General features: G+C 49.7%; 13 protein-coding genes. 7 read left to right on the top strand and 6 right to left on the bottom strand.

Going from position 1 to position 13,528, the window contains the following annotated elements:
- Positions 1–115: 115 nt before the first annotated feature.
- Positions 116–730 carry a hypothetical protein gene (locus EII41_RS01065; RefSeq protein WP_221620686.1) on the top strand — a complete coding sequence of 205 codons (615 nt, stop codon included), beginning with the start codon at positions 116–118 and terminating at the stop codon, positions 728–730.
- Positions 731–880: 150 nt separating this feature from the next.
- Here the strand turns inward: EII41_RS01065 and EII41_RS01060 are convergent, their stop codons facing one another.
- The 4 genes from EII41_RS01060 to EII41_RS01045 all read right to left on the bottom strand — a co-directional run bounded on the left by EII41_RS01060 (position 881) and on the right by EII41_RS01045 (position 4,819).
- Positions 881–1,627 (bottom strand): DUF6261 family protein, encoded by a 747-nt coding sequence (locus tag EII41_RS01060; protein WP_124789077.1) that lies wholly within the window; start codon positions 1,625–1,627, stop codon positions 881–883.
- Between the two features lie 958 nt (positions 1,628–2,585).
- Positions 2,586–4,046: a catalase gene (locus tag EII41_RS01055; RefSeq protein ID WP_124789076.1), complete on the bottom strand. Its 1,461-nt coding sequence runs from the start codon at positions 4,044–4,046 to the stop codon at positions 2,586–2,588.
- Positions 4,047–4,069: 23 nt separating this feature from the next.
- Positions 4,070–4,498 (bottom strand): flavodoxin family protein, encoded by a 429-nt coding sequence (locus EII41_RS01050; protein ID WP_124789075.1) that lies wholly within the window; start codon positions 4,496–4,498, stop codon positions 4,070–4,072.
- 84 nt (positions 4,499–4,582) lie between these two features.
- Positions 4,583–4,819, bottom strand: a complete 237-nt coding sequence (locus EII41_RS01045) for a hypothetical protein (RefSeq protein ID WP_124789074.1) — start codon at positions 4,817–4,819, stop codon at positions 4,583–4,585.
- Positions 4,820–4,885: 66 nt separating this feature from the next.
- Here EII41_RS01045 and EII41_RS01040 point away from each other — a divergent pair, with 66 nt between their 5' ends.
- From EII41_RS01040 to EII41_RS01015, 6 genes are all read left to right on the top strand, one after another.
- Complete coding sequence (locus EII41_RS01040) at positions 4,886–5,551, top strand: ion transporter (protein WP_124789073.1); 666 nt, start codon at positions 4,886–4,888, stop codon at positions 5,549–5,551.
- 341 nt (positions 5,552–5,892) lie between these two features.
- Positions 5,893–6,561 carry an ABC transporter ATP-binding protein gene (locus EII41_RS01035; RefSeq protein WP_317615862.1) on the top strand — a complete coding sequence of 223 codons (669 nt, stop codon included), beginning with the start codon at positions 5,893–5,895 and terminating at the stop codon, positions 6,559–6,561.
- Positions 6,555–7,832: an ABC transporter permease gene (locus tag EII41_RS01030; protein WP_124789071.1), complete on the top strand. Its 1,278-nt coding sequence runs from the start codon at positions 6,555–6,557 to the stop codon at positions 7,830–7,832. Before EII41_RS01035 ends, EII41_RS01030 begins: the two co-directional genes overlap by 7 nt.
- Positions 7,833–7,846: 14 nt before the next feature.
- Positions 7,847–9,103: an ABC transporter permease gene (locus EII41_RS01025; protein WP_124789123.1), complete on the top strand. Its 1,257-nt coding sequence runs from the start codon at positions 7,847–7,849 to the stop codon at positions 9,101–9,103.
- Positions 9,104–9,123: 20 nt separating this feature from the next.
- Complete coding sequence (locus EII41_RS01020) at positions 9,124–10,242, top strand: efflux RND transporter periplasmic adaptor subunit (protein ID WP_124789070.1); 1,119 nt, start codon at positions 9,124–9,126, stop codon at positions 10,240–10,242.
- 47 nt (positions 10,243–10,289) lie between these two features.
- A complete protein-coding gene (locus EII41_RS01015) occupies positions 10,290–11,612 on the top strand; it encodes a TolC family protein (protein ID WP_411292569.1) in 1,323 nt (440 codons plus the stop codon).
- Between the two features lie 16 nt (positions 11,613–11,628).
- Here the strand turns inward: EII41_RS01015 and EII41_RS01010 are convergent, their stop codons facing one another.
- Positions 11,629–13,062: a carbon starvation protein A gene (locus EII41_RS01010; RefSeq protein WP_124789068.1), complete on the bottom strand. Its 1,434-nt coding sequence runs from the start codon at positions 13,060–13,062 to the stop codon at positions 11,629–11,631.
- Positions 13,059–13,508, bottom strand: a complete 450-nt coding sequence (locus EII41_RS01005; protein ID WP_124789067.1) for a GatB/YqeY domain-containing protein — start codon at positions 13,506–13,508, stop codon at positions 13,059–13,061. The genes EII41_RS01010 and EII41_RS01005 overlap by 4 nt, the downstream gene beginning before the upstream one ends.
- Between the last annotated feature and the right edge of the window lie 20 nt (positions 13,509–13,528).

Genomic DNA, 13,528 nt, shown 5'->3' with positions numbered 1-13,528 from the left:
AATCGTATTTTTGATGCCTTGAAGCAACGGGTTAGCTTTCGTGCTTGAGAAAAGAGAGGAGTTTCCCGAAAATCCTAGAAAGAGTAGGGGATTTTTTGATTAGAAAACTATGCAAATGAAAAAGATTAAAATGAAAATGAGTGGGGCTGTGCTGGCAGTCGTTTGTGCGTTTATATTCTCGTCGGGAATGACTTCCTGCAAAGAGAAAGTGCAGCAAGAAAACCATGCGGTTGCGCAGGCCGAAGCAACGCCGGTAATTACCGAACAAGAGGTGCTCGATGCCCAGAAAGGATGGGGTGAGGGCATTGTGAAAATCGGCAAAGTATATCAGGAAAAAGGAGATTATAAAGCGGCCGCTACGGAGCATATCAACCGTTTCTATAACTATCAGGAAGGTGTTGTGCTGTTTAAGCCGACGTTGGTGTCAGACAAGCAGTTCCGTACCGATTTCGAAGGGGCGTTGTCTTACTTCGTGGCCGGAAACGACGGCTATCCCGAAGATCACGGGTTTGCCATTAAGCCTTGGAGCAGTGTGCGTTGGGAAAACGTCGGAACCAAGATTGACGGAAACATGGCTGTTGCCATGGGAAATTATTATTTCACACCGGCCGAGGGTGGCGACGAAGTGAAAGTAGAGTATTCATTCGCCTATACGAAAGATAAAGAAGGCGTACTCAAGATTATTCTGCACGATTCGCATGTACCCTATCATCCGGCTGAAAAACATTAATCCATAAGATACGACAAAGCAGCACGAAGCGCTAACCCTGCTTTGTCGTTATTTCCCGAGCTGTTCGGTTGCTTGCGCTCCGTGCTGCTAAACATCATCCGCATTGTCCGCCGCTTATCGCGGCCCGTATTGCCCTTCGGGCTGTCTTCGTTAATTCTTCTTTTCCCTTGTTTTCTGAGCCTGACTTTGTTTATAGGCTATTTTTTGCTCTTCGATGAACTGATTAAGCGCGTCTATCAGCCGGCCGATTTCTTCTTTGCGAGTAATATCGGTTTCAAGCAGGTAAGAAGCATAAATCAGATCCGTTACTTGCTCGTAGCAGGTGTTTGTACGCCGGCGTACATCGTCCGGCGACTCTTCCGGCTTCGCAGCTTTTTTTCGGGTGAGGCTGTTTTTCAGTTCCTGATACGCTTTGTTGACCCCTTCCAGCATGTCGACCGTCGATCGTAGCGCCAGCGTATCCATGTGTGCACTGTTTTCGTCTTTGCGCATGTCGATAATCAATCCTTCGATTTGCGCCGTCTTCCGGTCGCGCGCTTGCCCTTGCAAGTCTTTATACGGATAAAGAAGGCTTGTCAATGCCTCCGATGCCGACTTGAATTTCGCTTCGGGCGAACGCAATCCGTTACGAATGGTACCGAAGAAGAAGTAGAGCAACTCGTCTCGCTTGTGATCGTACTCGTTCAACTGCGATGTCTCGGTATGAGCGAACGACTGATTGTTGAGGTCCGCTTCGATGTCGATGTTACGCTTCCATTCGATCGATAGCTCGATCGGAACATGCACTTTGTCAAATCCATACTCTGCGATCATACCATATACCTGAGTGTGAAAATGAGCATGTCTCGCGCTGGTAAACTGACTGCTTGAACTTTTTTTGATTCTTCTGTTTTTCATTTTGTTTTTGAGTTTAAGGGAGTTCGTTTTTCAACTAAGCTCCGGGTGAATCGGTTTGTTTCATTTCTTCTTTGTCTCCGCCCGCTCGACGGCGGGCAGCCTGTTTTTCAGCATTGTATCAGCCGATAGATCCTTTTGGCACCATCTGTGCCTCTCCTTCCGAGCCGTATAAAATACGCGATGCATAAAACGGCCTGTTTTATCTGCTCTCTTCGCATGTAGGCTCATTCCGTCCGACATTTTGTCGGGTTCTCTTTAAGAAAGCTCTCTCCGTGTCTCATTTTTCGGGCTTTCTTCACATGTCAACCTATTCCGTCCGGCATTTTGCCGGCCTTTCTTCAAGAAAGCTCTCTCCGTGTCTCATTTTTCGGGCTTTCTTCACGTGCCGGTTCATTCCGTCCGACATTTTACCAACCTTTTTTCAAGAAAGCTCTCTCCGTGTCTCATTTTTCGAGCTTTCTTCATGTGTTAGCCCATTTCGTTCGACATTTTGCCGACCTTTTTTCAAAAAAGTCCCCTCCGTGTCTCATTTTACGGGCATTCTTTACGTACCGGCTCATTCCGTCCGACATTTTGCCGACTTTTTTTCAAGAAAGCTCCTTCCGTGTCTGATTTTACGAGCTTTCTTTACGTGCCGGCTTATTCCCCGCTGCGTTTTATCGACGCATACATATCGAGAGTAGTCCCTTGGTCTCTTTATCGCGGCTCGCTTGCCACATTCAAAATATGCTTCGGATAATTTGTTTACAAAGATAACGAAAGAAAATTAATTACACGCAAATTTTTTTATTCTTTTTTTTCTGTCGCTCATTTTTTTTTCTTTCGTATACGAAGGCAGCCGTAGAATACGCCTGACGAAGGGACGAATATTGCATCGGCGAGCCGGTTAGGTATAACGTAAAAACAAAAAAGGGATACGGACAAAAGCCCATATCCCTGTTATACGAAAAGAGAGAGATCAGAATGTCATTCCGTCGATGTTGATACCCAACGCACGCGCTACTCCTTTACCATATTCCTCGTCCGCCTTCATACAGTTGCCGATGTGGCGCAGTTTGATGGTTTCGGGAATATCGCCCATAGCCCGCGCCGTATTGTCGAACAATACTTGTTGTTGTTCGGGAGTCATAAGTCTGAACAAGGCTCCGGGTTGGGAATAATAGTCGGCATCGTCTTCACGAAAATCCCATTGATAAGCTGCTCCGTCAAGTTCCAGAGGCGGTTCTTTATATTCGGGTTGCTGTTGCCATTGGCCATAGCCGTTTGGCTCATATCCGAGTGTAGAGCCGTAATTGCCGTCTACTCTCATCTGTCCGTCGCGATGATACATGTTCAGGAAAGGACAGCGACTACGATTCACCGGGATCTGGTGATGGTTTACTCCCAAGCGATAGCGCTGTGTGTCTCCATAGGAGAAGAGGCGTCCTTGCAGCATTCTGTCGGGTGAGAAACTGATGCCCGGTACCACATTGGCGGGGTTGAAAGCGGCCTGCTCGACATCGGCAAAATAATTCTCCGGATTGCGATTCAGTTCAAGTACGCCGACTTCGATCAGCGGATATTCCTTCTGGCTCCAGACCTTGGTCAGGTCGAACGGATTGAAGGGGCAGGCGGCAGCCTGTTCTTCGGTCATCAGCTGTATCTTCATCGTCCATTTGGGGAAGTCGCCTTTTTCGATGCTCTCGTAGAGGTCTCTCTGATGGCTTTCGCGGTCTTTCCCGACGATGGCTTCGGCTTCCTGATCCGTCAGGTTCTTAATGCCCTGTTGCGTATGCAGATGGAACTTGACCCAGATACGTTTGCCGTCGGCATTGATCAATGAGAAGGTATGGCTGCCATATCCGTGCATGTGCCGATAGGAATAGGGGATACCTCTGTCGCTCATCGTGATGGTTACCTGATGCAGCGCTTCGGGCAAGAGGGTCCAGAAGTCCCAATTGTTTTGCGCGCTGCGCATGTTGGTACGTGGATCGCGTTTTACGGCATGATTCAGGTCGGGGAATTTGAGCGGATCGCGAAGGAAGAACACGGGCGTGTTGTTTCCTACGAGGTCCCAGTTGCCTTCTTCGGTATAGAACTTCATGGCAAAGCCTCGGATGTCCCGTTCGGCGTCTGCCGCGCCGCGTTCGCCGGCTACGGTCGAGAATCGAACAAAGACATCGGTCTTTTTTCCGATGGTAGAGAATAAAGCCGCTTTGGTGTACGATGTAATATCGTTCGTTACGGTGAATGTGCCGAAGGCTCCGGAGCCTTTGGCGTGCATGCGTCGTTCGGGGATTACTTCCCGGTCGAAATGTGCCAACTTTTCAATAAACCAAACATCCTGCAAAAGCATCGGACCGCGTTTGCCGGCCGTCGCTACGTTCTGATTGTCGGCTACCGGAGCTCCGGAAGCACTTGTTAATTTCTTCGTTTCCATATTTTTGTTATTAAATGAGGGTCTTATTGTTTCCTTGTTTCTGTGAAGCGATTCAAAATGATTTTATCCTGCTCGCTTAGCTTTCCCGTACGGCTTTTAAGGCGCATCGCCTTCGCGGAAGGCACGAGGCCGGCCGCCCGTTGCATGCGTCGGAACATACTTCCCGTACGGATCTTATAGGTTGTAAAAAACAGCACCTTTTCCGGCAGTTGATCTTGAACCGAACGAACAAACGTGGTCCATTTCCGGTGCGGGTGCTGACCGATCACGAACCATCCGCAGGTCCAGCATCCCAAGAAAAGAAAGTCGGTTTGCTGTAACTTGGTTCTGTCAAAATCGGAGATCGCGCAAAGGCTCACGTTAAACCCTTTCGACCAGAGATACATGGCTATCTCGCGTGCATAGCCGGCTGTTTTCCCCTTGTGACTATAGTATAAAACGGTTGCGTTCATTTTTTTCTGCAAAGTTACAATGTAATTCTGCAAATAAAAAAGAAAAAAAAGATATTTTTTATAGCCGAGACACAATTGTACTTGTTACAATTTTATGGAGGCGGTTTTGAAGACATGAGGATCTCGAACATGGAACATGGCATGCGTAGCTTTATCTTGCCGATTATATAGATTGATGCGTTTGGAGGCCTTATCTTGCCGTTGGTTCAAACTGTGTGGAAGCGTATGGGGCCGACAGTCTACGTGAAGAGCTGTTTCATATAGTCGGATGCCTTTGAGGCAGCGACCGGCCGGCAAGTTCCACAAAGTTATGCCTGCCATTGCTTATAAAGAGAAAACATTGTATCTTGCGGCTTTTTCTAACCTGTTCCAATTTTTGATATAACGATGGAAAACAATCCTGCCGAAAAATTCGGTTTCTTAAACCTGATGGTTTTCGTACTGTCGATCTATGTACTCGGAGCCTTGATCGTCGATACGGCTTTTGACCTCTCGCCCGAAACATCCCGGTTACTGAACTATATCGACATGGCCATTTGCGCGTTCTTTTTCATTGAGTTTTGCATCCGGTTTCATCAGGCAGACGATAAACTGAAGTTCATGCGCTGGGGCGTGATCGATTTGGTTTCCTGCATCCCCATGATCAACTACCTGCGGCTGGGACGCATCTTCCGGTTAGTACGGCTTGTCCGTATCCTCCGAGCGTTTCATACTACACAGCAATTTCTGACCTATGTTTTTCAGAATAAGGTTCAAGGTTCGTTTCATTCCGCGTCTGTTTTAGCCGTCCTGCTCATCGTTTTTTCGTCCGTTGCGATCCTTCAGGTAGAAACAGCCCCGAATAGCAACATACAGACGGCCGAAGACGCTGTTTGGTGGGCATTTGTTACGATTACTACGGTAGGGTACGGCGATAAATATCCGGTCACCACCGAAGGACGAGTGATCGCCTTGTTTCTAATGGTTTCGGGAGTCGGGCTTTTCGGTACATTTACGGCTTATATTGCTTCGATCTTTGTTTCCGATAATCAGAAAAACAAATCGGCGGAATAAAATTTGATGTCATCTTACTTTTTTCTGAAAAACATTTGTATATTGCCCCCGTTTTTCCGGCAGATTAAAAGGATGATAGCGAATCAATACTCATCGATCAATCCGAATCGATCCGATGGAAACAACTTGGTAGAGCCGAGGTGCTCCTGCAAGCAGGTGCAGCCCACAACAGCATGGGCAGCGAGTGGATAAAGAGTATTGAAAAACAGATTGAAGCGTGTGCCTTGTGCTGCATGTACGAGGCTTATAACAGAAAAAAACGGACGCTCTCTTGTAACAAAAAGAAAAGAGTTGCGTCTAACAGAAAAGAGACAGAATCTAAAATAGACTGAAAAACGATGATAATTCGACTGAAAGGGATTCATAAGACTTATTATAACGGTGCCCCGTTGCATGTGCTCAAGGGGATTGATTTGGACATCGAACGCGGCGAGATGGTCTCCATCATGGGAGCATCGGGTTCGGGAAAAAGTACGTTGTTGAATATTCTCGGCATACTGGATACGTATGATGAAGGCGAATATTATCTCGATAACCAGCTGATCCGCAACCTCAGCGAGAGCCGCGCGGCCGAGCTGCGCAACCGGATGATCGGCTTCGTGTTTCAGTCGTTTAATCTGATCTCGTTCAAGAATGCCATGGAGAATGTGGCATTGCCGCTGTACTATCAGGGCGTCTCACGAAAGAAGAGAAACGCTTTGGCACTTGAATATTTAGACCGTGTCGGGCTGAAAGATTGGGCGGAACACATGCCCAATGAGATGTCGGGCGGGCAGAAGCAGCGGGTAGCCATTGCCCGCGCCTTGATTGCGCAGCCGCAAGTGATTCTTGCCGACGAACCGACGGGGGCGCTCGATAGCAAGACCACGGTAGAGGTCATGGAGTTGTTGCGCGAAGTCAACCGAACCGGGATGACCATGATCATCGTGACGCATGAGCGCTCCGTTTCCGAAGCGACCGATCGGATTGTGCATGTAAAGGACGGACTGATAGAACAGAGGCCATGTTAGACTTCGATAACTTGCGAGAAATCTGGAGCACGATGCGGAAGAACAAACTCCGCACCTTCCTGACCGGTTTCTCGGTCGCGTGGGGGATTTTTATGCTGGTCATCCTGTTGGGAGCCGGCAACGGACTCCACAATGGCGTAATGTACAACTTTCGCGATCTCTCGGCTAACCGTATCGAGGTCTGGCCGCGCTATACCACCAAGCCGTGGAAAGGCAACCGTGAGAACCGGAGACTGCGATTGAGGAATGACGATCTTGTTCATCTGAAAACCGACTTTCCGGAGGTCGACCTTTACACGGGAGTTATCTTTCACGACGATACGCTGGCTTACGGCAAAGAGTTCCAGACAGGCGAGGTGAGAGGGGTGTCTCCTGATTTCGCCAAGATCGATTTCGTGCGTATTGATTCGGGAAAAGGACGCTTTATCAATGAGATCGATATGCGTGAGCGTCGCAAAGTGATTGTGCTTAGCCCGCGCATGGCCGAAGTGCTCTTTCATGAGGCCAATCCTTTGGGGCAATATGTCCGCATCGGGCAGATGATGTTTCAGGTTATCGGGGTATATTACGATAAGGGTATGAGCAATAACATGCCCGCCTATCTCCCGTTCACCACGGCTCAACAGTTATACAGGGGTGGGGAAGGATTAAGTTCACTGCTCTTTACGGTGAAGGGGGTTACGACACAGGCCGAGAATGAAGCCTTTGAAGAGCGCTTTCGCGGAAGGATGGCACGCCGTCATCAGTTCGACCCGACGGACAAAGGGGCTTTGGGGATATGGAATATGGGAGAGAACATCCGGATGTTCACGATGATGACCAACGGAATTCTTCTCTTCATCTGGATTGTGGGCATCGGTACGTTGATGGCCGGGATTGTCGGAGTAAGTAACATCATGCTGGTGACGGTGCGTGAGCGCACGCGCGAATTTGGCATCCGCAAAGCGATTGGCGCCAAGCCCTCGTCGATCCTTTGGCTTATCATCATCGAATCGATTCTCATCACGGCCGCTTTTGGCTATGTCGGGATGGTGATGGGTATCGGAGTGACGGAGGGAGTCGATTATATCATGACGATGACAGGTGCCAACAGCGGGTCGGCAGATGGGGCTCAGGGTGAAGGTGTTACGCTTTTCCGCCATCCGACCGTGAACTTAGGTATCGCTGTTTCGGCAACGGTTTTACTGATTATCGCAGGGGTGATAGCCGGTTATTTTCCGGCGCGAAAGGCCGTCAAGATCCCTGCGGTCGAAGCGATGAGGGTAGAATGATGAAAAGATGGATGATGTTTGATACGGATCGATGGGTTGAGATATGGGTAACCATTACCCGCAACAAAACCCGCAGTTTGCTGACGTGCTTCGGGGTGTTCTGGGGGATTCTGATGCTTGTCATCTTGTTAGGCTCCGGAACGGGTCTGAAGAATGCGATGTTCGAAGGTACCAAAGGTTTCGCGACCAACTCTGTATTCTTCATGGCCGAACGAACGGGCGAGCCGTATCGCGGCTTCAACAAGGGACGACAATGGAACATGCGTAATCGCGATCTGGAAACGATACTGCGTGAGGTGGACGGCCTCGAAGCCATATCGCCGGTGCTTTGGGGCTCCCGTCAGGAGAAAAACGTGGTCTACGGCCAGCTTACCGGCACGTACAACGTCAAAGGAGTTCATCCTTCTTATTTTAAAATCGAGAGGCAACAGTTGCACTTCGGCCGTTTGTTGAACGAGATCGACTTCCGCGAGAAGCGCAAGGTCTGCCTGATCGGTACACGAATCAATGAGGTGCTGTTCAAGAACGAAAATCCTTGCGGAAAATATGTGCGCGTCAATGGAATCTATTATCAAGTAGTCGGTGTGGTGAAGGCGCGCTCTGCAAATATCAACATTGGTGGCCGGTCGGAAGAAACGGTTTTTCTCCCGTACACCACGATGCAGCAAACGCTGAACCAGGGAGACATCATGCATTTCCTTTGCGTAAGTGCTTATCCCAGGCAACCGATTCAGAAAGTCATCGACGACATTACCGGAATCTTGAAACGTCAGAACGGTATCGCGCCGGACGATAAACAGGCGGTACTCGTCATCAATCTGGCCGCGCAGTTCCGGATGTTCGACATGTTGTTTGGAGGTATCGACGCGTTAGTTTGGCTGGTTGGGATGGGTACGTTACTGGCCGGAGTCATCGGGATCAGCAATATCATGATGGTGACCGTGAAAGAGCGTACGCGCGAGATCGGCGTGCGTCGCGCCATCGGGGCAAAACCGTGGCACATAGTTTCGCAGGTGATGAGTGAGAGCCTTGTGTTGACGGCTCTTGCCGGACTGCTGGGGTTGAGCTTCGGCGTATTCCTGCTCGATCTGGTCGATCGCATCCTCTCGGCTCAACCGGGCGACAATCCGGCGATCCTGCATCCCGGCGTACATATCGGGACGGCTGTTGCTGCGACGATCGTGCTGCTCGTATGCGGTATGTTGGCTGGATTGATTCCTGCCTGGCGGGCGATGCAGATCAAAGCCATCGATGCGATTAGAGACGAATAAATAAAGCAAAGATAAAAAAAATGAGAAACAGATTGGTAAAGAAGATTATGAGGATCGTCCTGCTTTCGTTTGTGGGGCTACTGGTGTTGAGTACATTTATTTTCCTGTGGAAGAAGGCGCAACCGGTGGTAACGGTGTATGAGATCGTCACGCCCGAAATGGGGACTGTGGAGACTAAGACCGTGGCAACAGGCCATGTGGAACCTCGTTACGAGGTACTGATTAAACCCCAGATATCGGGTATCATCTCCGAGCTGATGAAGGAAGCAGGCCAAAAAGTGACGGCCGGAGAGATGATAGCCCGTGTCAAGGTGATACCGGAGATGGTGCAATTGAACAGTGCCGAGTCGCGTGTCAATGTGGCGGATATCAACCTGAAGCAGATCGAGAGCACGTTTAAACGCGATGAGCAACTCTTCAACCAAGGGATTATGACGGCCGAGGAGTACGATGTCTCGAAAGCGAACTATATGAAGGCGAAAGAAGAATACACGAATGCGCAGAACGCGCTCGAGATCGTGCGCGACGGGATCGCGAAGAACTCGAAAGTGAGCAGTACGACGCAGATCCGCAGCACCATTACGGGAATGATCCTCCATGTACCGGTGAAGGTCGGCAATTCCGTGATCCAAAGTAATAACTTCAACGAAGGTACGACGATCGCATCTGTCGCCAATATGAACGATATGATCTTCAGAGGCAATGTAGATGAGACGGAGATTGGGAAAATCAACGAAGGCATGCCGATCAAACTGACGATCGGTGCGCTGGAGAGTCAGACGTTCAATGCCGTGCTGGAATATGTTTCGCCGAAGGGAGAGGAGAAGAATGGCGCGATTCAGTTTGAGATTAAGGCGGCCGTTTCCTTACCTGACACAGCTTTTGTGCGTGCCGGCTACAGCGCGAATGCGGAGATTGTGCTGCAACGTGCCGAGAACGTCCTCACGGTTCCCGAAAGCACCGTCGAGTTTCATGGTGACTCGGCCTTTGTGCAACTGGTGAAGCAGGAGGAGCCGACGCAGGTTTTTGAAAGGCATCTGATCAAAACCGGACTGAGCGACGGAATCAAGATCGAGGTAAAAGAAGGGCTGACATCTTCGGATAAGATACGTGGTGCGGCAGTCAATAAAGAAAACTGATCCGAAAAGGAGCCAGAATGAGAATCGGAAAAAACAGAACGAAAAAAATGATGAAACGAACGATAAGGATAGGGCTTTCGGCCTTTTTATTGGCCGGTATGTTATCGGCACAGGAGCAGGAGAAGAAGTGGTCGTTGCAGGAGTGTATCGACTATGCGAAAGAGCATAACCTTGAAGTGCGTATGCAACAAATCAATGTGCAACAGCAGGAGGTGACATTAAGCACGGCCAAGAGCAAACGTCTGCCGGATCTCTCGGCGAGCGCTTCGCAGGGGTGGAACTTCGGTCGCTCTCCTTCGGGCTATGATAATACGTATAAGAACCAGAACGCTCGCTCGACGAGCTGGTCTCTGTCGACGAACGTTCCTGTTTTCACAGGTTTCCGGATCACGAATGAGGTGGCGGTGGCCAAGTTGAATTTGCAGGCGATGGCCGCCGAGCTGGAAAAAGTAAAGGAGAATATGGAGATATCCATCACTTCGGCTTATTTGCAGGTGCTCTACCAGAAGGAACTGCTGGGCGTTTCGAACGAACAGCTTGCGCTCAGCCGTGAACAGCTTGAGCGCATCAGGAGCATGTACGCGGCAGGGCGTGCCTCGGAAGCGCAGATTTATGAAGTCGAAGCGCAGGTGGCCAATGATGAGTTATCGGTCGTACAGGCAGAATCTGATTTGCAAATCGCGTTGCTAGGGTTGACCCAACTGCTCGAACTGCCCAGCCCCGAAGGATTTGCCGTTGAAGAGCCGGCGGGAGAGGTGGAATTTCTTTTGGCACGCAAGCCGGAGGATATCTATCGTACGGCATTGACGACACGGGCTTCGGTACGTGCGGAAGCATTGCGTCTGCAAAGCAGCGAAAAGAATATCGGGATTGCCCGGAGCGCTTATTATCCGACTCTTTCGTTCGGAGCCGGATATGGCAATAATTACTATTTCGCCGATGGTTTTGATAATCTTTCGTTCTCCGAACAATTGAAGAAGAACCGGAATCAGTATTTGGGCTTCAATTTAAGTGTGCCTATCTTCAGCCGTTGGGCTACGCGTAACGGGGTACGTAGTGCCAAGCTCGGTAAGCGTATGCAGGAATTGCAGCTTGAGAATACGAAGAAAGCCTTGTATAAAGATATTCAACAGGCTTACTACAATGCTGTCGCCGCCGGAGAGAAATACAAGGCTTCGGAGGCGGCTTACGTCTCGGCACGCAAATCGTTCGGCTATATGAATGAGAAGTTTGCCAACGGCCGCGCCACGGTCTATGAGTATAATCAATCCAAAACAAGCATGACGAAGGCCATGTCAAACCGCACGCAGGCCAAGTACGAATATCTGCTGCGTAAAAAGATCATGGAGTTTTACGAAGGAGCCAACTGATCGGCTGCCAGCCTCCTTAATTGCTTGTTCCGGAAGACATATTTCTCGATCTGCCAACAAAAAACAGCAACAGAGCGAGCAATGCCACGCCAGTACCGATGGCCTGAGACAGTCCGATGGGCAAGCCGAAGCATTCGGGCGCCACAAGCAGGTAGGTGGTGCAGACGGCCGTCATGAAAAGCGCAGGAATCAGCGCAACGAAGTATGCCTTACCTTTCTTGGCAAGATAAACCGTCACTGCCCAGAGCGTAAAAACGGCCAATGTCTGATTCGTCCATGCAAAATAGCGCCAAATCATATTGAACCCTCCCGCATCTTTCTGGCTGTAAAGGAGTATGCCGAATGTAACAAGAAAAACCGGAACAGAAATCAGAAGTCGTTTCGCAATAGGCTTCTGGCTGATGTGCGTAAAGTCGGCAATGATCAGTCGAGCCGAACGAAGGGCTGTATCGCCCGATGTGATCGGAGCGGCAATAACCCCAAGCAGCGCGAGTAATCCCCCGAAGGTTCCGAGCCATTCTTTTGTGATCGCATCCACCACAATGGCGGCGTTACTCTCTCCCATACCATTCTCCTGAAAGAAGTACGTCGCTGCGGCCGCCCAAATCAGAGCAATGATCCCTTCGGTAATCATGGCACCGAAGAAGACGGGACGCGCATGTCGCTCGGTACGTATGCAGCGCGCCATCAGCGGACTTTGCGTAGCATGGAAACCGGAAATCGCTCCACAGGCAATGCTGACAAACATGATCGGGAAGATAGGCAACACATCGGCCTGCGGGTTGGTATTGACTAACCCGTCTGTTAGTTCAGGCAAGGCCGGGAAACGTATCAACAAGGCGACGAGAATACCGATCGCCATAAAAATCAACGCAAACGCAAAAAGAGGATAGACTTTTCCGATGATTTTATCGACCGGCAACAACGTAGCCAGAATATAATATACGAAGATAATGCCGATCCAGAAAGTTACGTTCAGATGTTCGGGAGTGAGCTTGGCCAACAGTCCGGCCGGGCCGGCCACAAAAGTGACACCGACAAGAATCATCAGCAGCACCGTAAATCCGCGTGTAAACTGCTTACAACCTTTTCCGAGGTAACGGCCGATGATTTCGGGCAAGCTCTCCCCATCGTGACGGAGCGAGAGCATGGCAGCCATAAAGTCGTGAACCGCTCCGGCAAAGATACTCCCCAGAACGATCCACAGAAAAGAAGCGGTGCCGAACTTCGCTCCCATGATGGCACCGAAGATCGGTCCCAATCCGGCAATATTCAGGAACTGAATCATAAAGATACGCCATGTCGGCATCGGGATATAATCGACACCATCCTCCCTCGTATAAGCCGGTGTGAGACGTTGCGGATCGATCCCGAAGATACGTTCTATTACGGTTCCGTAAATAAAGTACCCGGCAATCAGTGCGGCCAGGCAGCAAAGAAAAGTAATCATGCGAGCAGCCTTTTCACGACCTCGGAGATGGCTCCGCCTTCGGCTTTACCCGATAAGGCTTTCGAAGCAATCCCCATCACCTTACCCATTTCTTTCAATGAAGTCGCACCGACCTCAGCAATGATTTTTTTCACCTCCGCCTCAAGCGCCTCGGGCGACAATTGACTGGGCAGATAACCTTCGAGCGCTTTCACCTGCTCCAACTCTGCTTCTGCAAGGTCGGCACGGTTCTGCTCGGTATAAATGCGAGCGGATTCACGGCCTTGTTTAACTAACTTCTGAAGAATTTTCAACGCCGACTTATCCGTAAGCGTATCATCAGCTCCCGGGGCGGTCTTGGCTTCCAGAAAGTATTTCTTCGCGTTACGAAGGGCTTCCAGTTTGACTTTGTCTTTCGCCAGCATGGCGGCTTTGATATCGTTACTAACCTGATCGAATATACTCATATTGTTTGTTTTAAATTGTT

The organism is Tannerella forsythia (assembly GCF_003860135.1).
Classification (GTDB): domain Bacteria; phylum Bacteroidota; class Bacteroidia; order Bacteroidales; family Tannerellaceae; genus Tannerella; species Tannerella forsythia_A.
This window is presented reverse-complemented; position numbering and strand designations above follow the sequence as displayed.

Coding starts and splice junctions, on each gene's coding strand:
- EII41_RS01065 (WP_221620686.1), top strand. CDS start 116: ATGAAAAAGATTAAAATGAAAATGAGTGGGGCTGTGCTGGCAGTCGTT.
- EII41_RS01060 (WP_124789077.1), bottom strand. CDS start 1,627: ATGAAAAACAGAAGAATCAAAAAAAGTTCAAGCAGTCAGTTTACCAGC.
- EII41_RS01055 (WP_124789076.1), bottom strand. CDS start 4,046: ATGGAAACGAAGAAATTAACAAGTGCTTCCGGAGCTCCGGTAGCCGAC.
- EII41_RS01050 (WP_124789075.1), bottom strand. CDS start 4,498: ATGAACGCAACCGTTTTATACTATAGTCACAAGGGGAAAACAGCCGGC.
- EII41_RS01045 (WP_124789074.1), bottom strand. CDS start 4,819: ATGGCAGGCATAACTTTGTGGAACTTGCCGGCCGGTCGCTGCCTCAAA.
- EII41_RS01040 (WP_124789073.1), top strand. CDS start 4,886: ATGGAAAACAATCCTGCCGAAAAATTCGGTTTCTTAAACCTGATGGTT.
- EII41_RS01030 (WP_124789071.1), top strand. CDS start 6,555: ATGTTAGACTTCGATAACTTGCGAGAAATCTGGAGCACGATGCGGAAG.
- EII41_RS01025 (WP_124789123.1), top strand. CDS start 7,847: ATGTTTGATACGGATCGATGGGTTGAGATATGGGTAACCATTACCCGC.
- EII41_RS01020 (WP_124789070.1), top strand. CDS start 9,124: ATGAGAAACAGATTGGTAAAGAAGATTATGAGGATCGTCCTGCTTTCG.
- EII41_RS01015 (WP_411292569.1), top strand. CDS start 10,290: ATGATGAAACGAACGATAAGGATAGGGCTTTCGGCCTTTTTATTGGCC.
- EII41_RS01010 (WP_124789068.1), bottom strand. CDS start 13,062: ATGATTACTTTTCTTTGCTGCCTGGCCGCACTGATTGCCGGGTACTTT.
- EII41_RS01005 (WP_124789067.1), bottom strand. CDS start 13,508: ATGAGTATATTCGATCAGGTTAGTAACGATATCAAAGCCGCCATGCTG.